The following is a 20,077-nucleotide window of genomic DNA, read 5'->3' on the forward strand; positions in this document are numbered from 1 at the left end:
GCCCGGCCACGACGCTGCGGACGCGATTGTGCCCGCCTACTGCCAGCCGGGAACGCCGCGCATGTCGGGCAAATGGTGGGCGATGCCCTTGTGGCAGTCGATACAGGTCTTTTCCTTGGTGAACAGGAAGCGCTGGTGCGCCACCGAGGCCCGCGGCGACTGCTTGGTGATGTCCATGGAATCGGCGCTGTGGCAATTGCGACATTCCAGCGAATCGTTGGCCTTGAAGCGCGCCCATTCATGCGCGGCGAGCTCGAGGCGGTGATCATTGAATTTCTCGCGGGTGTCGATCGTGCCGAAGATCTTGCCCCAGACCTCCTTGGAGGCCTGCATCTTGCGCGCGATCTTGTCGGTCCAGTTGTGCGGCACGTGGCAGTCCGGGCAGGTCGCGCGCACGCCGGAGCGGTTGGTGAAGTGGATGGTCGACTTCAGCTCGGCGAACACGTTGTCCTTCATCTCGTGGCAGCCGGTGCAGAACTTCTCGGTGTTGGTCAGCTCCAATGCGGTGTTGAAGCCGCCCCAGAAGATCACGCCGGCGGCAAAGCCCGCCAGCACCAGCACGCCGAGCCCGAACACCGAGCTCGGCCGGATCAGCACCTGCCACAGCTCGCGTGCGAAATCCCAGCAGCGCAGGATGAAGCCACGTTTGGCTTCTGGCTCGTCAGCAGCCGTCGTCATCGGCGGCCACCGGGGCTCGAGCGCGACAGCAGCGTGTCGATGTCAGTGAAATCGTTGCTGACGGGCGGGTTGGCGGTGTTCTGCGGCACGTGGCATTCCGTGCAGAAGAAGCGGCGCGGCGAGATCGAGGCCAGGAACTGGCCGTCGCGGTCCATGAAATGCGTGATCGACACCATCGGCGCCTGTGATTCCGCGATGCGGGCGCGCGCGTGGCACGACAGGCATTTGTTGCCGTTGAGGTCGATCTGGTAGCCGTCGATCGTGTGCGGGATCACCGGCGGCTGCTCCGGATAGTTGCGCACCTCCCGCTCGGAGGTGTTGCGGTTCGGCAGCATCGGCGGCGCCGGACCCTCGTCATTGAGCGGGGTCGGCCCGCGCAGGCCCGACGTCACCGTCTGCGCGGTCAGCGAACTCGCGCCCGCGGCGATCGCGACCGCGAGCAGAGCGATTCCAAATCGTTTCATCATGACAGGTTCACCCGCTCGATGCGCACGGCGCATTTCTTGTAATCGGTCTGCAGCGAGATTGGATCGGTGGCGTCAAGCGTCACCTTGTTGATCAGCTTGGATTCGTCGAACCAGGGCACGAAGACGAGGCCACGCGGCGGCCGGTCGCGGCCGCGCGTCTCGACGCGGGCGCGAATGAAGCCGCGGCGGGACACCACCTTCACCTCGTCGCCGCGCCGGATCTTGGCTTCCTGCGCGTCGTCGGGATGCATGAAGACCACCGCCTCCGGGAACGCCTTGTAGAGCTCGGGCACGCGGCGCGTCATGGTGCCGGAATGCCAGTGCTCCAGCACGCGGCCGGTCGAGAGCCAGAACGGATATTCACCGTCGGGCGATTCCGCCGGCGGCTCGTAGGGCAGCGCGAAGATGCGCGCCTTGCCGTCCGGATAGCCGTAGAACTGCACGCCCGCGCCCTGCTTGACGTAGGGATCGCTGCCTTCGCGGAAACGCCATCTGGTTTCCTGGCCGTTGACGACGGGCCAGCGCAGGCCGCGCTCCCGGTGATAGGTGTCGAACGGCGCGAGGTCGTGGCCATGGCCGCGGCCGAAGGTGGCGTATTCCTCGAACAGGCCCTTGTGGACGTAGAAGCCGAACGCCTTGGACTCGTCGTTGAGGTAGCCCTGCTCGATGTCGGAGACCGGGAACTTGTCGACCTGGCCGTTCTTGTAGAGCACGTCGAACAGCGTCTTGCCGCGAACCTCCGGCTTCTTGGCGATCAGCTCTTCCGGCCAGACCTCCTCGATCTTGAAGCGCTTGGAGAATTCCATCAGCTGCCAGAGATCGGACTTGGCCTCGCCGGGCGCCGCGACCAGCTGATGCCAGAACTGCGTGCGCCGCTCGGCGTTGCCATAGGCGCCTTCCTTCTCCACCCACATCGCGGTCGGCAGGATCAGATCGGCGGCCAGTGCCGTCACCGAGGGATAGGCGTCGGAGACCACGATGAAATTGTCGGGATTGCGAAAACCCGGATAGGTCTCCTCGTTGGCGTTGGGACCGGCCTGAAGGTTGTTGTTGACCTGCACCCAATAGGCGTTGATCAGGCCGTCCTTCAGCATCCGGCTTTGCAGCACGGCGTGTGCGCCGGGCTTGTCGGGAATGGTGCCTTCGGGCAGCTGCCAGATGTGCTCGGCCTTGGTGCGGTGCTCCTTGTTGGTCACGACCATGTCCGCCGGCAGGCGGTGCGAGAAGGTGCCGACCTCGCGCGCGGTTCCGCAGGCCGAGGGCTGGCCGGTCAGCGAAAACGGGCTGTTGCCGGGCTCGGAGATCTTTCCTGTCAGAAGATGGATGTTGTAGACGAGGTTGTTGCACCAGACGCCGCGGGTGTGCTGGTTGAAGCCCATGGTCCAGAACGAGACCACCTTGGTCTTGGGATCGGCGTAGATCTCGGCGAGCGCTTCCAGCCGGTTCAGCGGCACGCCGGACATCTCGGCGGCCTTCTCCAGCGTGTAATCGGACACGAACTTCACGTACTCGTCGTAGCTCATGTCGGTGGAGTCGTTGGCCTTCGCGGCGCCCGTCGCCTTCTTCTGCAGCGGATGCTCGGGCCGCAGGCCGTAGCCGATGTCGGTTTGCCCGCGCCTGAAAATGGTATGCGCGGCAACGAAGTCCTTGTTGACCCGGCCGGTCTTGATGATGTGGTTGGCGATGGCGTTGAGCAGATAGAGATCGGTCTGCGGCTTGAACACCATGCCGATGTCGGCGAGGTCGAACGAGCGGTGCTCGAAGGTCGAGAGCACGGCGACGCGGACATGCGGGGCGGAGAGCCGGCGGTCGGCCAGGCGCGTCCACAGGATCGGATGCATCTCCGCCATGTTGGAGCCCCACAGCACGAAGGCGTCGGTCGCCTCGATGTCGTCATAGCAACCGGGCGGCTCGTCGATGCCGAAGGTGCGCATCATGCCGGCGACGGCGGAGGCCATGCAGTGGCGCGCATTGGGGTCGATGTTGTTGGTGCGGAAGCCGGCCTTGAACAGTTTCGAGGCGGCATAGCCTTCCCAGACCGTCCACTGGCCGGAGCCGAACATGGCGACGCCGTTCGGCCCGCGCTTCTTGATCGCCTCCTTCCACTTCACCTCCATGATGTCGAAGGCCTCGGTCCAGCTGATCGGCGTGAACTCGCCGTTCTTGTCGTACTTGCCGTTCGTCTTGCGCAGCATCGGCTGCGACAGGCGGTCGTGGCCGTACATGATCTTGGAGAGGAAGTAGCCCTTGACGCAGTTGAGGCCGCGGTTGACCTCTGCCTTGGTGTCGCCGTGGGTGGCGACGACGCGGTTGTCCTTGGTCGCGACCATCACCGAGCAGCCGGTGCCGCAGAAGCGGCAGGCGGCCTTGTCCCATTTCAGTTCGGCGACGTCGCGCTCTGCGACGAGGTTCGCGGCGAGCGCCGGCACCGGCATGCCCGCGGCGGCGGCCGCGATCGCGGCGGCCTCGAGCTTCAGCATCTGGCGGCGGTCGAGCTTTGGCGTTGTCATGATGGCTCTTCCTTGCTCAGGCGGTTTCGATGGCGTGGAAAACCAGCGCCGCGGAATAGACGTCGGGCAGCGACTGGATGGTGTTGAGCAGGGTGCCGAGGCTGCCGGAATCAGGCGCCTCGGTCACGACGATGAGCTTGCCGCGCGGATCGCGGCCGTGAATCTCGCAGCCGGCAAGCGCGGTGATCGCGGCTTCCAGATCGGCGAGGCGCTCGGGACGGGCCTGCACGATGATACTGGCGATTTCGCAGCCCGGCGGCGAGATGATGCGCTCGGCGCTGAGCACCCGGCCGGTGATCAATGCGCGGCGGTTGAGTCTGGCTTGAGCCATGGTGCCTGTCTTTCGCTGTTCGAATGGTCAATGCGGGGAGGGCGGCGGGCCGGGAGGGCCGGCAAACATCTGGTAGATCCAGACACCGAGGCCGTATGAGCCGACCGTTCCGACTGCGAGGACGGGCATCACGACCGCGGTCAGGAACAGGAAAGCGAAAATCTCCATGCGCTTACGGCGCACGCGCGTCGACGCGTCGTCTGGAACCGACATATTCGGTCTCTTTGAATGGTATGGGGAATCGGGACGGCATCCGGGCCGTTGCCTTGCCGAACTTTAGATTCGTTCGACCTAACAAGGCGTTGATTTAGATCAATCAGCCGGGTCGCCGGAATGTCGCAGCCCGGCTATGGGGCCGCGCCGGATTGCCGCAAATGCGCGAAGAATCAATCTCCCGCACGGCGGAATTGTGATTCCGTAGACAGCGCTGCCTCGCGCATTAAGATGACACTAACAACAATAAAGCGGGAGAAGCGTCATGAAGTTCGGCATCTTCTATGAGCTGCAACTGCCACGGCCCTGGGTGGCCGGCGACGAGCTCGCGCTCTACCAGAACGCCCTCTCGCAGATGGAGCTCGCCGACAAGCTCAATTACGACCACGCCTGGGTCGTCGAGCATCACTTCCTCGAGGAATATTCGCACTCGCCCTCGCCGGAATCCTTTCTCGCGGCCGCGAGCCAGCGCACCAGGAACATCCGGCTCGGCCACGGCATCCTCCAGCTCACCACCAACCATCCGGCGCGCGTCGCCGAGCGCGTCGCGGTGCTCGACCTGCTCTCCAACGGCCGCTGCGAATTCGGCATGGGCGAGAGCGCGTCCATCACCGAGCTCACGCCGTTCGGCCGCGACATGGAGACGAAAAAGGAAGTGTTTGAGGAGGCCGTTGCCGCGATCTTCCCGATGTTCAAGGACGCGGGCAGCGAGCATCACGGCAAGTATTTCGACATCCCCCTGCGCAACGTCGTGCCGAAGCCCGTGCAGAAGCCGCATCCGCCGCTGTGGATGGCGTGCTCGCAGCTGCCGACCATCGAGCGTGCAGGGCGTCATGGGTTTGGCGCGCTCGGTTTCCAGTTCGTCAGCGCCGATGCCGCGCATGCCTGGGTGCACGCCTATTACAACGCCATGACCAAGCGGCTCACCAAGCTCGCCGACTACGAGATCAACCCGAACATGGCGCTGGTCTCGTTCTTCATGTGCGCCAAGACCGACGAAGAGGCACGCGCCCGCGCCGACGGCGCCACCTTCTTCCAGTTCGCGCTGCGCTTCTACGGCGCCTCGCAGAACCGCCAGCGTCCGGCGCCCTACACCGTCAACATGTGGGACGAGTACAACAAGTGGAAGCGCGACAATCCGGAGGCGCAGGAGGCGGCCTTGCGCGGCGGCCTGATCGGCTCGCCCGAGACGATCCGCAAGAAGCTCAAGCGCTTTCAGTCGTCGCACATCGACCAGGTCATCCTGCTGAATCAGGCCGGCAAGAACAGCCACGAGCACATCTGCGAATCGCTCGAGCTGTTCGGCCGCGAGGTGATGCCGGAATTCCAGAACGACCCGGCGCAGGCGGCCTGGAAGAGGGGCGTGATGAGCGGCGAGATCAAGCTGGAGGAGATCGACACGCAGGCTTTTTCGGATCGCTACGGCAAGCTCGCCATCAACGTCGCACCGGCGAAGGCGGCGGCGGGGTAGGGGACTTCTCATCGTGGCAAAACACCGGATCTATACGATGAGCTTCGCAAGCGTGTACCCACTCTACATTGCGAAGGCGGAGAGGAAGGGACGGACGAAAGCAGAGGTCGATCAGGTCATATCCTGGCTGACAGGCTATGGCCAGAAGGAGCTGGAAGCTCAACTGAAGAAGCAGACGGACTTTGAAACCTTCTTTGCGAAGGCCCCGCGTATCAATCCCTTGCGAGCCCTGATCAAAGGCGTCGTCTGCGGCGTCCGTGTCGAGGATATCGAAGAACCGACGATGCGAGAGATCCGCTACCTGGACAAGCTGATCGACGAACTGGCCAAGGGAAAGGCAATGGACAAGATCTTGCGAAAAGCCGACTCCTGAGCCGAAGCCCACTCCACTCGCCATGCGGCGTTGCTGGCCAGGCTGACGACCTCCGTCTTCCGCGCAGCCGCCATTGCTGATAACTTTCAGTAAAGGCGACAGGGAGAAAGCGATGCGGTCCAGGTCTGTGCCCGCAAATCCGGCGGCTGGCGATGTCGCGTCCGCGGTGCTTGCCATCGGACGCCCCGATTTTCCCAAGGTGTTGATCGATACGCTGCGCCGGCAGGCTGGCGTCGGTCATTGCATGGTGTTCGCATTGAGTCGTGCGGGCGCCGCGCGTTGCCTGCTCGATGCCGGCAACATCCCGACCGGCGCGGATCTCGGCGCGGCCTATGCCGGCCATTTCCACGAAGCCGATCCCAATCGCGATGCGATGTTTGAGGAGCATGCCAGCGTGCCGATCATGCTGCCGGCCTTCGCGCCACGCATGTACGGGGCAGGCTATCGAAAGATATTCTTCAAGGATTCCGGCATCGTCGACAAAAGCGCGGCCGCGATCTGGACGGACGATACCTGCTACTACGTCAACTTCTATCGCATCGCGGCCCAGGGCCGCTTCGGCGACGCTCAGCGTGCGCGGCTTCGGGCCATTGCACCGGCAATCGCTGCCAGCGTCGCGAGGCATTTTCAGCAGGGCGAGACGGAGACGCCTGAGCAGTCCCTGGTGGCATTGTTTGCGACGCGCGCACCACTCTGCGCGCTGACGCCGCGCGAGCAGGATGTCTGCCGCCGCATCCTGCTCGGCCTCAGCTCCGAGGCGATCTCGCAGGCGCTCGGCATCAGCCTGCATTCGACGCTCACCTACCGCAAGCGCGCCTATGGGCGGCTCGGCATCTCGTCGCAGAATGAATTGTTTTCGATCGTGCTGGGCCTGCTCACGACGTTTGGCCGCCCGAACTAAGGGGGATTCTCAGGTCCGCGATCGCGGCGTCCGGACGCAAAGCGGACACCAGCTGGGATCGTCGTCCTTTGAGCCTGCATCGATCCAGCAGCCGCAAAGCTACCGGACCTATGGCCAAACTATCGGACCGGCCACGGCTCTTTTGATCTTCGAGCGCACCGCGACCTCCCCCGCAAGCGGGAGAGGTCAACGACATCCCGCGCTAGTGTCGGCCTGCACGGTTGACCGGACCACCACGGTTCGCGGGCGTGCCCGCGCGGACGCCAGCACCCGGTGCGCCAGCGCCAACGCCGGCGACGCCGACGCGACCCGGTGCGCCTGCCGCTGCTGCCGGCCGTGCCACGCAACCGTCCGGTACGCCCGCCGTCGTGCAGTAAACGACGGCCTCGGCAGAGCCGGACCCGAGCGAAATCAGCATCAGCGTCGACAAAGCCGTCAACGTCACACCAGCGAGCCGCCGTCCCGTTTTATTTGACATGTTGTACCTCTGTTGGAGCGCAGGATTTGCAGTGTTCAGTCGATCACCGCAGCCGCCGCCGTCCCAAACACTTAGCGACAACAACTCAACATCTTGTGAAGAAGGGATGCACGTTTGTCTGCAACGGCGAGCAGGGCAAGCCGCGAGACGCCTCGGCTCGGCAAGAACTTGCCAAGCCAAGCCAAGCCAAGCCCCGCCGCCCGGCGTCAACTCGAGGGAGGCGATCGTCGATGGAAACAACGACCGCGCTCGTTCAATCAATACTTGGCGATGACCGCGCCGCCCCAGCGATAATTGACCCGGACGGTGATGAGGTCGACGTCCTGGTGAATGCGGTCGCTGGCGTAGGCCGTCCCCGCAGGTGCGAGCGTGCCGTTGTTGGTGAAGGTGATGAACCTGTCCTGCATGAACATGTGATCGTATTCGATCGCGGCGGACCAGTTCGGCGCGAAGCCGTATTCGAGGCCGAGTCCGATCACGCCGCCCCAGCGGGTGTCGTTGACGGTGTCGCTGATCTGGGCGCCGTTGGCAGTCAGATAGCCGCGATAGCGATCGGAGGTCAGAGCGGCGCCACCCTTCAGATAGAGCAGCGTGGCGTTCCAGGAATAGCCGATTTGGCCGGTGAACATTCCGAACGCGTCGACTTGCGTGGCGTTGACGACGGCCGGGAACGGAATGCTCTGGTTGCTGCCGCGGAAGTTGGCCCAGTTGCCCTGTGCTTCGAGACCGAACACGATGCTGGAGCTCTGAAAGCGATACCCGACCTGGCCGCCGGCCGTGCCGCCGGTTGCATCGTGGCATCCCTCGGAAACATTGAAGGCGCCGGCCGCATTGCTGAAATCCCAGCACTTGTGGCTCGATCCCCATCCGCCGTTGGCGCCGATGTAGAAGCCGCTCCAGTCGTACATCGCGCTGATCGTGGGCGCCTTGGTGTAGGGACGGGGTGCCATGTCTGCGGCAGAAGCCGAAGTGACCATCGCAAGCGCGCCGACGGTACCGAGCAGCAATGTCTTCATGATGAATCCCCTGAGCCGAGTTTTTGCGACAGAATCAATTTCCGCGAACAGCTTACGCTTCGCCGCTCCAGATCTTGTCACCCAATCGCTACAGTGCTGCACCGAATGCAGGCTTTGCAGACGTCGCTCACCGGCAGGCCTTTTCTCCGCAGTGCGATATCCGCTCGCAGCGCCTTCGGTGCGGAGGAATGAGAGCTGGCGCAAATTCGAGTCGAAGCCGTCTGCCGACTGAGGATGCCCGTAGAACAACGGGCTTTGGCACTGGTGAATTTGCTCACGCGCGCCGCGACGCATCCGCAAAAGCACACCTCCCGACATTCGCTGCAGGTGTTCAATATAGGTCACCTTGTCTTGATGAATGAGACTAGCATTCACATCAGGTAGGACCGTCACCGATTCGGTCGTTTTGTCGGAGCCTCCGCGCGAGGCTGCCGCGACGATGAGCTGTGAGTCCGTGCCTCGATGTTTTCTCGGGGGAGCGCAGACCATGAAGCGTGTCACAAAGCTTGCGTTGCTTGCGTGTGTTGGACTGAGTGTCGCAGCAGTGCCGCGTCCTGCGCTCGCCGACAAGATCTCCGAACGTCTCGATGCGTTGGAGAGGGAGAATGCCGCCTTGCGCGCGCGGCTCAACCGCCTCGAAACGTCCAAGGAAACGTCCAAGGAAACGTTCGGCGAAACGGCCAGGACGGCAAGGCTTCAACCTCGGCCGGCGGATTCCACCTCCGGTACGGTGCTCGTCCCGCTGCCGCGATCGGCAGGTCAGGACAGCATGGCTGCCGATCTCGGCTATGTCGGCGCGCGACGCGCGAGTGCGCCCCGCTTCGAAGTCAGCGGAACGGCTTCGTTCCTGCAGCCAGGTGCCGGCAATCTCGAATATGGCACGCTGACCAATCCTCTGCCGGTGGTGACACCGCACTGGCGAAATCAGTCGCTCAAGCCGAACTTCACGCCATCGTTCAGCTTTGGCGCCCGCTACATCGGCGACGAGTCGAAAGATATCCAGCTGAACTGGACGCACCTGCGCAACACCGCGACGGATTCGTTCTTTGCTTCGCCGACGGAAATGGTGGGACCACCCTATCTGATCGGGCCGGAATCGGCCCTCTACAAGAATGGCAGTGGCTCGGTGAAAACCGCCTTTGACGTCGTCAACCTGGACGCCGGATACACCTTCTGCGCCGATTGCTCGTTCCAGATGCGGGCCTTCGGCGGCGTATCGGCCGCGCGGATCAGCCAAAACCTGTCGGGCCTGTTCGCAAGCCCGGGTGGCGATGCCTCTTCGGGCTACACCGTCAATTCCCTGTTCACCGGCGCCGGGCCCCGTGTTGGTATCAAGGGTCAGTTCGGCATCGGCGACTTCCAGTTCATCGGCGAGATGGCCGGCGCTGTTCTGATCGGCTCTGCGCAGAGCGGGATGGATTTCACCACGCTGTCTCCGGCGTTCGGACTTTCCAGCCAGTCCATAAGCTCTCCCAATGCGACGCGGGTGGTGCCCAGCATCGACGGCAAGTTGGCCAGCGCCTATACCTTCGCGCCGACAGCTTACGGATTGTTCAAGGTCGAGGCCGGCTATAAGGCCGCGGTCTATTTCGATGCGGTCAATTCATATGCACTGACTCAGGTCCCGACCAGCCTGACGCTTCCGCCCATCGGCATTTACCTCGCGACGCAGCAACATCTGCAGAGCAATTTCACCAACCACGGCCCGTATGTGACCGCGAGCTGGGCCTTCTATTGAGGCTGGGCGTATAGCGCCTGGAAAGGCGAGGGACTTGATAGCAGCTCTGTCCCCATCGCCAGGGACAGACGCCGCCACCGGATTCCGCTAGTCTGCCCCGAAGGAAACAAGAATCCAGGGGAGACCGCCTTGAGCACGGCGCCGCGCATCGACATCGACCCGGCCGCATTCTGGGCCGATCCCTATCCGATGCTTGCGAAGCTGCGCCAGGAGGCGCCGATCGCCTTCGTGCCGCAGCTTGGTTCGACGTTGCTGACGCGCCGCGACGACATCTCGATCTCCGAGAAGCAGATCGACGTGTTCTCCTCGCATCAGCCGGCCGGCCTAATGAACCGACTGATGGGCCACAACATGATGCGCAAGGATGGCGAGGCGCATCAGGCCGAGCGCCGCGCGATGTTCCCGACGGTGTCGCCGAAGACGGTGAAGGCGCATTGGACCGCGCTGTTTCAGGCCCATGCCGACCGCATTATCGACGCGATCGAGCCGGGCAGCCGGATCGACTTGATGCGCGACTTCGCGCTGCCGTTTTCCGGCGAATGCCTGAAGTCGATCACCGGCCTTACCAATATCGGCTTTGCCGACATGGACGCCTGGTCGCAGGGCATGATCGAGGGCATCGCCAACTATGGCGGCGATCCCGCCGTCGAAGCGCGCTGCCACGCCGCGACGTCGGGTATCGATGCAGCGATCGACGACATCCTGCCGGTAATGCGTGAAAGACCCGACCAGAGCATCCTCGGCGTCCTCCTTGCCTCTGGCATGCCGATGGACAGCGTGCGCGCCAACGTCAAGCTGGCGATATCAGGCGGCCAGAACGAGCCGCGCAAGGCGATCGCCGGCACGGTGTGGGCGCTGCTGAGCCATCCCGACCAACTCGCTCTCGTCCGCAGCGGCGAGGTCTCCTGGCTGCAGGCGTTCGAGGAGTACGCCCGCTGGATCTCGCCGATCGGCATGTCCCCGCGGCGGATCGCAAAGCCATGGTCCATCCGCGACGTCTCCTTCGAAACCGACGAGCGCGTGTTCCTGATGTTCGGCTCGGCCAACCGCGACGAGAAGCATTTCGAGCGCGCCGATGAATTCGACGTGCGGCGCGACACCTCCAAGAGCGTCGCCTTCGGCGCCGGCCCGCATTTCTGCGCCGGCGCCTTCGCCTCCCGCGCCATGATCGCCGACGTCGCACTGCCGACATTGTTCGCCCGCGCTCCAAAGCTGGAACTCGCTGACGACGAGCCGGTGCGGATCGGCGGCTGGGCGTTCCGCGGCCTACAGAATTTGCCGGTGCGGTGGCTGCATTAGTCGGACTGGACGCCCGCCCTTCCGGAACGCCGCCACGATGCCATCTTGCCCCTGTTTTGCCCGACGCGTCAATTTGAATTTCGGATAATGCGTAAGTCATTGATTTCGCGCGCCCGGCTACTGTGCATGGGGTTGTTTTCGCGCTTTTTGGGTCCGGGGCCGAATCCGCCCGGCCTTCACATCCGCGTGCAGAAAAATTCCATCTTCATTCGCACGGTGGCTTGAAAGATTAATCATGCGCTCCGCCATGGGCGCAGTGCCCGCATCGCTATTTTTCCGCGCGTCTCGACACCTCCGCCGACCCGCACCATCATTCCCGAACACGAATGATGACGGCCGCACGCGGCCTGGAGTTTGGAATGCTGCGCCGGAACTTTTTGAAATTGTCTGCTGGATCCGCAATCGCCGCAGCATTCGCCTCGCGCGCGAAAGCGCAAGCGGGTGTGAAGGAAATTCGTATCGGCTACCAGAAGACCGGCGTGCTGGTTATCGCGCGCCAGCAGGCGTCCCTGGAAAAACATTTCGCTCCCTTGGGCATCGACGTGAAATGGGTCGAGTTCTCCTCGGGGCCTCCGATGATGGAGGCGATGAATGTCGGCAGCGTCGATTACGGTTCGGTCGGGGATTCCCCGCCGGTGTTCGCCCAGGCCGCGGGCGCCGCGATCGTGTACGCCGCCGGCCAGCCCATCACCAACGGTCAGGGCATCCTGGTGCCGAAGGATTCCCCGATCCGATCCATCGCTGATTTAAAGGGCAAGCGCATCGGCTTCACCAAGGGCTCCAGCGCCCACAACATCGTGGTGCAGACGCTGGAGAAGGCCGGCCTCACCTATGCCGACATCACCCCGGTCTATCTGACGCCGCCCGATGCCGGTCCCGCCTTCGCCAATGGCAGCATCGAGGCCTGGGCGATCTGGGATCCCTATTTCGCGATCGGAGAGACCAAGCAAAGCGGGCGCATCCTGATCAATTCGCACGAGGTCACCAAGACCAATTCCTTCTACATCGCCAACCGCGACTTCGCGAAGAACCACGGTGCGATTCTGCAGCAGATCGTCGACGTGACGGCCGCGGCCGGCAAATGGGCCGAACAGAACCGCGGCGAAGTCGCCAGGTCGCTGGCCGCGATCACCGGCGTGCCGCTGGATATCCAGACCGTCGCGGCCGACCGCGCCAACTTCGTCGTCGGTCCCGTCACCGATGACATCGTCACGACCCAGCAGGGCGTCGCCGACCGCTTCCACAAGCTCGGCCTCATCCCCAAGCCGGTCGTCGTTCGCGACATCGTCTGGCGCAATCCGGCAGCCTGATCGTGCCCACCAGCCTTCCCATTCACAAGGGCCTCAACATGAAGCGCATCGTTCAACGCGTGATCGCAGCCATCGTGCTGTCGATCGGCATCGTCGCCGCCGCGGTCGGCACCACCTACGGCTAGTCGGAGCACATCCATGAGCAAGAGCAATTTCCTCTGGTTCCTGCCGACGCATGGCGACGGCCGCTATCTCGGCACCGGCATCGGCGGCCGCGAGGTCAACTTCAACTATCTGCGCCAGGTCGCGCAGGCGGCCGACCAGCTCGGCTATTTCGGCGTGCTGATCCCGACCGGACGATCCTGCGAGGATTCCTGGATCGTGGCCTCGAGCGTCGCGCCGTTCACCGAGCGCCTGCGCTATCTCGTGGCAGTCAGGCCCGGCCTGCAATCGCCGAGCGTGGCCGCGCGCATGACCGCGACGCTCGATCGCATCACGGACGGCCGGCTCCTCGTCAACGTGGTCACCGGCGGAGATCCCGTCGAGAACAAGGGCGACGGCATCTTCCTCGGGCATGACGAACGCTACGAGGTCACCCGCGAGTTCCTCAACGTCTATAGCGACCTGCTCGCTGGCAAGACCGTCAATGTCGAGGGCAAGCATATCCACGTCGAGGGCGGCAAGCTGCTGTTTCCTCCGGCGCAGTCGCCGCGTCCGCCGCTCTATTTCGGCGGCTCGTCGGATGCCGGCATCGACGTCGCCGTCGATACCGTCGACAAATATCTCACCTGGGGCGAGCCGCCGGCTTTGGTGGCCGAGAAGATCGCCAAGGTGAAGGCGGTCGCCAGTGCACGCGGCCGCAAGCTCTCGTTCGGCATCCGGCTGCATGTGATCGTCCGCGAGACCAATGAGGCGGCCTGGCGTGCCGCGAACGAGCTGATCAAGCATGTCAGCGACGACACCATCGCGCTGGCGCAGAAGAACTTCGCACGCATGGATTCGGTCGGCCAGCAGCGCATGGCGCAGCTTCATGGTGGCAAGCGCGACAAGCTCGAGATCGCGCCGAACCTGTGGGCCGGCGTCGGCCTCGTGCGCGGCGGCGCCGGAACGGCGCTGGTCGGCGACGCCGAGACCGTCGCGGCCCGCATCAAGGAGTATCAGGATCTCGGCATCGATACCTTCATCATGTCGGGCTACCCGCATCTGGAGGAAGCCTATCGCTTCGCCGAGCTGGTTTTCCCGCTGCTCTCGCTGGAGCAGCCGAGCAACGTGACCAGGCTGCACTTCAACGGCGGTCCCTTTGGTGAAACGGTCGGCAGCGATTTCCGTCCGCAGCAGAGGGTGTCGGAGTCATGAGCCTGATCGACAGCGTTTCGCTTCCGCGCAGCTTCCGTTTGCCGCGCGTCGACGGCCTGATCCAGTGGATAGTGCCGCTCGCCATCATCGCGATCTGGCAGGTCGCCAGCGTCACCGGTTTCGTGCCGGTTCGAGTCCTGCCGGCGCCAAGCGACGTCGTGCTCGCGGGCTGGAAGCTGCTGCTCTCCGGCGAACTCGTCCGCAACATCTGGGTCTCGTTCTGGCGCGCCTCGATCGGCTTTCTGATCGGCGGCGGCATCGGCTTCGCCTTCGGTCTGGCAAATGGCCTCTCGCAGCTTTCGGCCAAGCTCACCGACACGACGCTGCAGATGGTGCGCAACGTGCCGCATCTGGCGCTGATCCCGCTCGTCATCCTCTGGTTCGGCATCGACGAGAGCGCAAAGCTGTTCCTGGTGGCGCTCGGCGTGTTCTTCCCGATCTACCTCAACACGCTGCACGGCATCCGCACCGTCGATCCGCAGCTGATCGAGATGGGTCGCATCTACGGCATGACCGACAGCGAGCTGTTCCGCCGGGTGATCTTTCCGGGCGCGCTGCCGTCGATCTTCGTCGGCATTCGCTTCGCGCTCGGCATCATGTGGCTGACCCTGATCGTCGCCGAGACCATCGCGGCGTCCTCCGGCCTCGGCTACATGGCGATGCAGGCGCGCGAATTCATGCTGATCGACGTCGTCGTGCTCTCGATCCTGATCTATGCCCTGCTCGGCAAGCTCGCCGACAGCGCCTCCCGCGTGCTGGAGCGGGCGACGCTCTCCTGGCACCCCGCCTTCCAGAAACGCTGAGCAGAAATACCGGGAATCACATGCAAACAGCTCTTCGTACCTCCCATTCCGAAACCGAGCTCGCCAGCCGCGCTGGTTTCACACCCGCGGCCCGTGTCGTGCGCGAAGAGCGCCAGGAACGACAAGTGCAGACCAGCGGCCTACCGCTGAGCATCCGCGGCCTGCGAAAATCCTTCGGCGACAATGAGGTGCTGCGCGGCATCGACCTGCACATTCCCGCCGGCCAGTTCGTCGCGATCGTCGGCAAGAGCGGTTGCGGCAAGAGCACGCTGCTGCGCCTGATCGCGGGCCTGGAAAAGATCGACGCCGGCAGCATCAGCTTCGGCGATGCCAAGGTCCAGCCCGAGGACGTCAGGGTGATGTTCCAGGAGCCGCGGCTGCTGCCCTGGGCGCGGGTGCTCTCCAACGTCGAGGTCGGTCTCGGCCGCGATCGCTCATCCAGCGATGCGCCCGCGCGCGCCGAAAAGGCGCTCGCCGAGGTCGGGCTGACCGACAAGCGCGACCAGTGGCCCTCGGTGCTATCGGGCGGCCAGAAGCAGCGCGTCGCGCTCGCCCGCGCGCTGGTCTCCCGCCCGCGCGTGCTGGCCTTCGACGAGCCGCTTGGCGCGCTGGACGCGCTGACCCGCATCTCGATGCAGCGCCTGCTGGAGCGGGTCTGGCGCGACCAGGGCTTTACCGCGATCCTGGTGACCCACGACGTCGCCGAGGCGGTGGCGCTGGCGGATCGGGTGCTGGTGATCGACGAGGGCCGGATCGCCCACGATGTTACGGTGAATTTGGCCCGGCCCCGGGAGCGCGGCTCGGCCGAGCTTGCGGGTCTGGAAGGCTCGATCCTGAGCCACCTTTTGTCGGCGGACGATCGTACCTAAATAGAGGGAACCCCGTTTCGGGGATCACGCCATGAATGTAGTGCCTCGCGATCTCATGACCGAAATTCCCGTCTCGCCCGCCGATTTCCGCGGCGCCATGCGCCATCTCACCGGGGGGGTCAGCGTCATCACCGCCGGACGGGGCAAGGACATCACGGGCATGACGGTGACCTCGGTGACCTCGCTGGCGGTCGATCCGCCAACACTGCTGGTCAGCATCAACCGCGATGCCTCGTCCTTCCCGCTGATCCGGCGTTACGGCGCCTTCGGCGTCAACATTCTCGCGGCGGACCAGCTCGAAATCGCGGAGCGTTTTGCCGGCAAGGGCGGGCTGAAGGGCGCCGATCGCTTTGCCGGATCCCAGTGGGTAACCTCGGTCTCGGGCGTTCCGCTGCTGGTCGGCGCATTGTCCGCCGTCGATTGCGAGGTCGAGGAGATCGTCGAGCGTCATTCGCATGGCATCGTCATCGGCCGCGTCAGGGATGTCAGGAATTCGGCCCGCAGCGCCGCGCTGGCCTATTGGCACGGGCAGTATGTGGCGATCGACCAGGACGAGGATGCCGCCAGGCTTGCGGACGTCAGCGTTCCCGCGAGCGTTCGACGCGGCGTTTGATCGCCGCTGCGCAGGCTGGCCTTTTAGGTCTCATCGCTCTAGAAGCGCCCTGAGCCGTCCCGCCGGGACGGCAACGGAGCGGAACGATGAAGCGCGTCGCGATATGGGCCTTCTACGCCGTCGGCGCGCTGGCGATCGCCTATCTCGCGCTCTTCGCCTATGCGATGTTCCGCGGCCAGCCGATCATCCCGGGCGATCCCATTCACATCTTCCGCAAGCCCGACGCGCCGAGTTATTCGTGACGGCTTCAACGCGTCATGGCCGGGCTTGACCCGGCCATCCATGCGTAACCGCGATTGCCGCGAGACGTGGATGCCCGGGTCAAGCCCGGGCATGACGGAGTGTGCGGCAGTCACCCCCGCAAAATCGCCAGCGCCAGCGCCTGAGCGCGCGGCACGATGCTGTCGATCTCCAGATATTCCTCCGGCGTGTGCGCGAGCCCGCCGACCGGGCCGAGGCCGCAGATCGTCGGCGTGCCCACCGCCGCGGTGAAGCCGGAATCGGCGCAGCCGCCGGAGAATTCGCCCTGCAGCGTGGTGAGGCCGACCTGCCTGGCGGCGGCCTGGTAGCTCTCGAACAGCGCCTTGGAGTCCGCGCTCTGCACCACCGGCACGAACTCGCCCTTGATCGTCAGCGTCGCGCTGGTACCCGGCACGTAAGAGGTCGCGATGATCTTTTCGATCGCGGCCATGATCCGGGCGCGATCGGCCGGTTCGACATAGCGCAGGTCGATCTGGCCTTCCGCATAAGGCGCCGTCGTGTTGACGGACTGGCCGCCCGAGACGAGGCCGACATTGAGCGTGATGCCCTTGTCGAGATCGGTCAGCGCGTGGATCTGGACGATCTTGTGCGCGAGCTCGCCGATCGCGCTGACGCCCGCGGCGAAATTGGCGCCGGAATGCGCGGCTTTGCCGGTGACGGCAAAATGCATGAAGATGCCGCCCTTGCGGCCGGTGACGATGTTGCCTGTGGGGCGGCCCGGCTCGGAATTGAACACGGCGCGGGCGGCGCGTCCTTCACGCTCGATCACCGGGCGTGAGGAGGGCGAGCCGATCTCCTCGTCGGAGGTGATCAGCAGCTTGATCGGATGCGGGCTGCCGCCGAATTTGTGAAAGGCCGTCGCCACGAACACGTTCATGACGAGGCCGGACTTCATGTCGGCAACGCCAGGTCCGTAGGCGCGACCGTCTTTGATCGTGAACGGGCGCCGCCCGGCCTCGCCCTTGCCGAACACGGTGTCGCGATGCCCCATCAACAGCACCGGCTTCTCGTTGCTGCCGGGCTTTGCGACGTCGGCATGGATCGCGTCGCCGAAATTGGCATCGCTCTCGCGCCGGAACGGAATCTCGTGCTCGGCAAAATGCCGCTCGAACCGCGCACCGACCGCATCGACGCCTTCCTTGTCATAGGACCCGGAATCGATGTTCACGACATCGCGCAGCAGGTCGATCATCGCCTGCCGCTGCGACGCCAGCCAGTCCGTGATTTGAGTCTCCGACATCGCCACTGTCCCCTAACCGACGCTACGTTGCGCTTATAGGGCCGGTGTCGACGATGAGGTAGGCGCCGAACGCGGGCTCCATGCGCAGAATCGCACGTCAGGCGACGCAGGGGCGAAGCCGAGTGGCCGCTTTGGACCTGCGACAGGGCGGATCCCTGGGGTGGCTCGCTCCAAGCGGCAGCAGCTCAACGCTTCGGTTCCGCCATCGCTTCCACTCCGCGAAGCTGCGTCGCAACGGTCAACGCACCGATCTTCTGGCCCATGTCCTTGCCCACCTCGGTCGAGAACCGGTAGTGAAAGCCGGCCCAGATGCGGGCGTTTGAGACTTCGTCGCTATAGTCCTGAAGCCGCGACCATCTTCGCGTGACACCTGGTGCGGTTGGGCTGGTCAGCGAAAACTCGCCGAAATCTCCAACGACGGTCTGGAGCACGGTCGAAATCGCTGCCGACGTGATGCAGTGAGCGCAGGGATATTCCGGATGCATCGGTGTTTCCCCCAGCGGCAGCCAGGATGCATCACGAGGCGTCGCCGCATTCGACGTCAGGTCGGCGTTGCGTATGGCCGTGATCGGTCGCCAGAAATTGTAATGGTACTTCGCGTCAAACACGGCGACGATGGCGTCGTTGCCCGCTATCGACGTCAAGGCGAACAGGCGGGCACAGTCGACGAGATCCATGCCCTTGGCCATCGCCGCCTGCCTCACGATCGGATTGTAGGTGCGGGCACCGACAAAGAGCCAGAATCGACCGATCGTCGTTTGTTCAGGGGTCCGGGTCGGACTGCTTCGGCCGCCGACCTCGCGGATTTCGTTGACGTCCCGGGTCCACACCTCTGAACCAAGCGCCGGCGGGGGCCCGGGGCGAAACTGCGATCCGGACGCCATGACCCAGGGCGTCGTCGCGCCCGTTGTCGAGAAAAGCGGGACGGCGGTCGGAACATAGGCGCCCGGTGTCGTCAGAGGCCGGTAAGTTTCCGCAGCCGCGCTGCCGTCATTCGCACGAAGCTCGATGATCTTCGTTGCGGCTTCTTTCCCGAGGCTCATGCCGGCGACCTTGGACTCGCCGTCGGCGATCGGCACCAGGGAGTTCGTCAGCGTCGCATCCAGCTCCGGCTTGAGGTCTGGATAGATCGACAGCAGCACGCCGTGGGCAGCAACTGCGGCCGCAGCCTCCCGCGAGGTCGAACGGTCCGCGGGCAAGGACATCTTGTATGGCGCGTACCGGCGATCGATCGCATTGACTGCCTCGAACATTGCGACGTGCATCATCGATAAGGCGCGGCTGTGAGGCGCTGGAGGAATTTGCTTCTCGGCAGCGATCGAGTCGGCCTTTGCATTCCAATCCATGATCACGTCAGCGCGTGCAGGCGGCACCGAGGCTGCGAGCAGCGTTACGATCAGCGATAGGCGGCAGATGCTCCACGACGGGTATTTCATGGCGTGCCCTTTCTATTTGAAGGACGTTTCGCGAGGTCGATGCGGCTCTGGCCGACATCGCGTCGCGCTGCGCGAGGACTCTAGCCATCTTGATGTGGTTTGATTGTGAACTGCTTCACTCACCGGCAGCGGTCCAACTGCCGCGAAGCGATTTGTCCGGCCGGCAGTAGTTGCACGCCGAATGGGTAGGCTTGGCTTACCGTTCGCGCTGCATTGTGGAGTCGGCTATAGTCAACACAAGCTGCCAGTTGGACGTGCCGAAGTCCGTAGCTCGATCTTTTCAGGTGCAGCTTGCATGCCGTCGGCGGGCTATGCCTTGCTCTCTTTTCAGAGCGTCTTTCTAAGTCTGCAGTGTCGTCGCTGTAACCTCAACGGAGAGAAACATGCCGTTGTTCATCTCGTACGTCTCGTACTCCAATTCCGGTATCAAAGGAATGGTCGACAAACCGACCGATCGCACGGCGGTCGTCGGTGCAATGGTGGAGAAGGCAGGCGGGAGGCTCCAGGGAGCCTTCATGACCACCGGCCCGCATGACGTGCTGCTCGTCACGGAGTTTCCCGATGGAGCGGACGCTGTCGCCGTCGGAATGGCTGCCGCCGCGAGCGGCGCCATTTCCAAGATCGAGACGGTGCGTGCCTGGAAGATGAGTGAGTTCAAAGCTGTCGCGGAGAAGGCTGCGAAGCTTGCTAGTGTCTACGTACCGCCGGGCAAGTAGGCTGGCGCGAGCGCGGCCATACAGCTAAAAGCCGATCGCGACGGTCGGTCGTCCCGGC

At 64.0% G+C, this 20,077-nt stretch carries 21 protein-coding genes; 13 read left to right on the forward strand and 8 right to left on the reverse strand.

Features of this window, described 5'->3' with window-relative positions; genetic code table 11:
* Nucleotides 1-36: 36 nt before the first annotated feature.
* The 5 genes from FNV92_RS06255 to napE are packed head-to-tail and all read right to left on the reverse strand — an operon-like array spanning nt 37 to nt 4,199.
* Entirely contained in the window at nt 37-678 is a 642-nt protein-coding gene (locus FNV92_RS06255; RefSeq protein ID WP_143841683.1) for a NapC/NirT family cytochrome c, read from the reverse strand.
* Nucleotides 675-1,145 (reverse strand): nitrate reductase cytochrome c-type subunit, encoded by a 471-nt coding sequence (locus FNV92_RS06260; protein WP_014439900.1) that lies wholly within the window; start codon nt 1,143-1,145, stop codon nt 675-677. Before FNV92_RS06260 ends, FNV92_RS06255 begins: the two co-directional genes overlap by 4 nt.
* Nucleotides 1,142-3,655, reverse strand: a complete 2,514-nt coding sequence (napA, locus tag FNV92_RS06265; protein WP_143841681.1) for a nitrate reductase catalytic subunit NapA — start codon at nt 3,653-3,655, stop codon at nt 1,142-1,144. Before napA ends, FNV92_RS06260 begins: the two co-directional genes overlap by 4 nt.
* Before the next feature lie 16 nt (nt 3,656-3,671).
* Nucleotides 3,672-3,986 (reverse strand): chaperone NapD, encoded by a 315-nt coding sequence (locus FNV92_RS06270; protein ID WP_014439902.1) that lies wholly within the window; start codon nt 3,984-3,986, stop codon nt 3,672-3,674.
* A 27-nt stretch (nt 3,987-4,013) separates the two neighbouring features.
* Entirely contained in the window at nt 4,014-4,199 is a 186-nt protein-coding gene (napE, locus tag FNV92_RS06275; RefSeq protein WP_014439903.1) for a periplasmic nitrate reductase, NapE protein, read from the reverse strand.
* 265 nt (nt 4,200-4,464) lie between these two features.
* Here napE and FNV92_RS06280 point away from each other — a divergent pair, with 265 nt between their 5' ends.
* The 3 genes from FNV92_RS06280 to FNV92_RS06290 all read left to right on the forward strand — a co-directional run bounded on the left by FNV92_RS06280 (nt 4,465) and on the right by FNV92_RS06290 (nt 6,944).
* Nucleotides 4,465-5,670 carry an LLM class flavin-dependent oxidoreductase gene (locus FNV92_RS06280; RefSeq protein ID WP_143841680.1) on the forward strand — a complete coding sequence of 402 codons (1,206 nt, stop codon included), beginning with the start codon at nt 4,465-4,467 and terminating at the stop codon, nt 5,668-5,670.
* Between the two features lie 13 nt (nt 5,671-5,683).
* A complete protein-coding gene (locus FNV92_RS06285) occupies nt 5,684-6,043 on the forward strand; it encodes a DUF2200 domain-containing protein (protein ID WP_143841679.1) in 360 nt (119 codons plus the stop codon).
* A 112-nt stretch (nt 6,044-6,155) separates the two neighbouring features.
* Complete coding sequence (locus tag FNV92_RS06290; protein WP_143841678.1) at nt 6,156-6,944, forward strand: helix-turn-helix transcriptional regulator; 789 nt, start codon at nt 6,156-6,158, stop codon at nt 6,942-6,944.
* Between the two features lie 735 nt (nt 6,945-7,679).
* Here the strand turns inward: FNV92_RS06290 and FNV92_RS06295 are convergent.
* A complete protein-coding gene (locus FNV92_RS06295; protein ID WP_143841677.1) occupies nt 7,680-8,438 on the reverse strand; it encodes an outer membrane protein in 759 nt (252 codons plus the stop codon).
* Between the two features lie 613 nt (nt 8,439-9,051).
* Between FNV92_RS06295 and FNV92_RS06300 the strand changes: the two genes are divergently transcribed.
* The 9 genes from FNV92_RS06300 to FNV92_RS06340 all read left to right on the forward strand — a co-directional run bounded on the left by FNV92_RS06300 (nt 9,052) and on the right by FNV92_RS06340 (nt 16,608).
* Nucleotides 9,052-10,176 carry an Lpg1974 family pore-forming outer membrane protein gene (locus FNV92_RS06300; RefSeq protein WP_244623760.1) on the forward strand — a complete coding sequence of 375 codons (1,125 nt, stop codon included), beginning with the start codon at nt 9,052-9,054 and terminating at the stop codon, nt 10,174-10,176.
* A gap of 129 nt (nt 10,177-10,305) precedes the next feature.
* Complete coding sequence (locus FNV92_RS06305) at nt 10,306-11,475, forward strand: cytochrome P450 (RefSeq protein WP_143841675.1); 1,170 nt, start codon at nt 10,306-10,308, stop codon at nt 11,473-11,475.
* A 359-nt stretch (nt 11,476-11,834) separates the two neighbouring features.
* Nucleotides 11,835-12,785: a sulfonate ABC transporter substrate-binding protein gene (locus FNV92_RS06310; RefSeq protein WP_143841674.1), complete on the forward strand. Its 951-nt coding sequence runs from the start codon at nt 11,835-11,837 to the stop codon at nt 12,783-12,785.
* A gap of 2 nt (nt 12,786-12,787) precedes the next feature.
* The gene (locus FNV92_RS06315) at nt 12,788-12,910 is read left to right on the forward strand and encodes a hypothetical protein (protein WP_014439911.1); all 123 of its coding nucleotides are present in this window, start codon (nt 12,788-12,790) and stop codon (nt 12,908-12,910) included.
* Between the two features lie 13 nt (nt 12,911-12,923).
* Nucleotides 12,924-14,081, forward strand: coding sequence for an FMNH2-dependent alkanesulfonate monooxygenase (gene ssuD / locus FNV92_RS06320; protein ID WP_143841673.1), 1,158 nt, complete (start codon nt 12,924-12,926; stop codon nt 14,079-14,081).
* Entirely contained in the window at nt 14,078-14,884 is an 807-nt protein-coding gene (locus FNV92_RS06325; RefSeq protein WP_014439913.1) for an ABC transporter permease subunit, read from the forward strand. Before ssuD ends, FNV92_RS06325 begins: the two co-directional genes overlap by 4 nt.
* A 20-nt stretch (nt 14,885-14,904) precedes the next feature.
* Nucleotides 14,905-15,753 carry an ATP-binding cassette domain-containing protein gene (locus FNV92_RS06330; RefSeq protein ID WP_143841672.1) on the forward strand — a complete coding sequence of 283 codons (849 nt, stop codon included), beginning with the start codon at nt 14,905-14,907 and terminating at the stop codon, nt 15,751-15,753.
* Nucleotides 15,754-15,784: 31 nt separating this feature from the next.
* The gene (locus FNV92_RS06335) at nt 15,785-16,366 is read left to right on the forward strand and encodes a flavin reductase family protein (RefSeq protein ID WP_143841671.1); all 582 of its coding nucleotides are present in this window, start codon (nt 15,785-15,787) and stop codon (nt 16,364-16,366) included.
* Between the two features lie 86 nt (nt 16,367-16,452).
* Nucleotides 16,453-16,608 (forward strand): hypothetical protein, encoded by a 156-nt coding sequence (locus tag FNV92_RS06340; RefSeq protein WP_168213329.1) that lies wholly within the window; start codon nt 16,453-16,455, stop codon nt 16,606-16,608.
* Nucleotides 16,609-16,718: 110 nt separating this feature from the next.
* On the opposite strand, the gene FNV92_RS06345 is transcribed toward FNV92_RS06340, so the two are convergent.
* Together FNV92_RS06345 and FNV92_RS06350 are read right to left on the reverse strand one after the other, a co-directional pair.
* Entirely contained in the window at nt 16,719-17,867 is a 1,149-nt protein-coding gene (locus FNV92_RS06345) for a M20 family metallopeptidase (protein ID WP_143841670.1), read from the reverse strand.
* A 185-nt stretch (nt 17,868-18,052) separates the two neighbouring features.
* Nucleotides 18,053-19,009 carry a vanadium-dependent haloperoxidase gene (locus FNV92_RS06350; RefSeq protein ID WP_244623759.1) on the reverse strand — a complete coding sequence of 319 codons (957 nt, stop codon included), beginning with the start codon at nt 19,007-19,009 and terminating at the stop codon, nt 18,053-18,055.
* A 677-nt stretch (nt 19,010-19,686) separates the two neighbouring features.
* Here FNV92_RS06350 and FNV92_RS06355 point away from each other — a divergent pair.
* Nucleotides 19,687-20,019: a GYD domain-containing protein gene (locus FNV92_RS06355; protein ID WP_014439919.1), complete on the forward strand. Its 333-nt coding sequence runs from the start codon at nt 19,687-19,689 to the stop codon at nt 20,017-20,019.
* Nucleotides 20,020-20,077 lie beyond the last annotated feature (58 nt).

This window comes from Bradyrhizobium cosmicum, assembly GCF_007290395.2.
Classification (GTDB): Bacteria; Pseudomonadota; Alphaproteobacteria; order Rhizobiales; family Xanthobacteraceae; genus Bradyrhizobium; species Bradyrhizobium cosmicum.

Excerpts from the sequence above, each read along its gene's own strand:
- FNV92_RS06330 (WP_143841672.1), top strand. The coding sequence starts at position 14,905 with ATGCAAACAGCTCTTCGTACCTCCCATTCCGAAACCGAGCTCGCCAGC.
- FNV92_RS06345 (WP_143841670.1), bottom strand. The coding sequence starts at position 17,867 with ATGTCGGAGACTCAAATCACGGACTGGCTGGCGTCGCAGCGGCAGGCG.
- FNV92_RS06335 (WP_143841671.1), top strand. The coding sequence starts at position 15,785 with ATGAATGTAGTGCCTCGCGATCTCATGACCGAAATTCCCGTCTCGCCC.
- FNV92_RS06290 (WP_143841678.1), top strand. The coding sequence starts at position 6,156 with ATGCGGTCCAGGTCTGTGCCCGCAAATCCGGCGGCTGGCGATGTCGCG.
- FNV92_RS06355 (WP_014439919.1), top strand. The coding sequence starts at position 19,687 with ATGCCGTTGTTCATCTCGTACGTCTCGTACTCCAATTCCGGTATCAAA.
- napE (WP_014439903.1), bottom strand. The coding sequence starts at position 4,199 with ATGTCGGTTCCAGACGACGCGTCGACGCGCGTGCGCCGTAAGCGCATG.
- FNV92_RS06260 (WP_014439900.1), bottom strand. The coding sequence starts at position 1,145 with ATGATGAAACGATTTGGAATCGCTCTGCTCGCGGTCGCGATCGCCGCG.
- FNV92_RS06270 (WP_014439902.1), bottom strand. The coding sequence starts at position 3,986 with ATGGCTCAAGCCAGACTCAACCGCCGCGCATTGATCACCGGCCGGGTG.
- FNV92_RS06310 (WP_143841674.1), top strand. The coding sequence starts at position 11,835 with ATGCTGCGCCGGAACTTTTTGAAATTGTCTGCTGGATCCGCAATCGCC.
- FNV92_RS06295 (WP_143841677.1), bottom strand. The coding sequence starts at position 8,438 with ATGAAGACATTGCTGCTCGGTACCGTCGGCGCGCTTGCGATGGTCACT.
- ssuD (WP_143841673.1), top strand. The coding sequence starts at position 12,924 with ATGAGCAAGAGCAATTTCCTCTGGTTCCTGCCGACGCATGGCGACGGC.
- FNV92_RS06280 (WP_143841680.1), top strand. The coding sequence starts at position 4,465 with ATGAAGTTCGGCATCTTCTATGAGCTGCAACTGCCACGGCCCTGGGTG.
- FNV92_RS06340 (WP_168213329.1), top strand. The coding sequence starts at position 16,453 with ATGAAGCGCGTCGCGATATGGGCCTTCTACGCCGTCGGCGCGCTGGCG.
- FNV92_RS06325 (WP_014439913.1), top strand. The coding sequence starts at position 14,078 with ATGAGCCTGATCGACAGCGTTTCGCTTCCGCGCAGCTTCCGTTTGCCG.
- FNV92_RS06255 (WP_143841683.1), bottom strand. The coding sequence starts at position 678 with ATGACGACGGCTGCTGACGAGCCAGAAGCCAAACGTGGCTTCATCCTG.
- napA (WP_143841681.1), bottom strand. The coding sequence starts at position 3,655 with ATGACAACGCCAAAGCTCGACCGCCGCCAGATGCTGAAGCTCGAGGCC.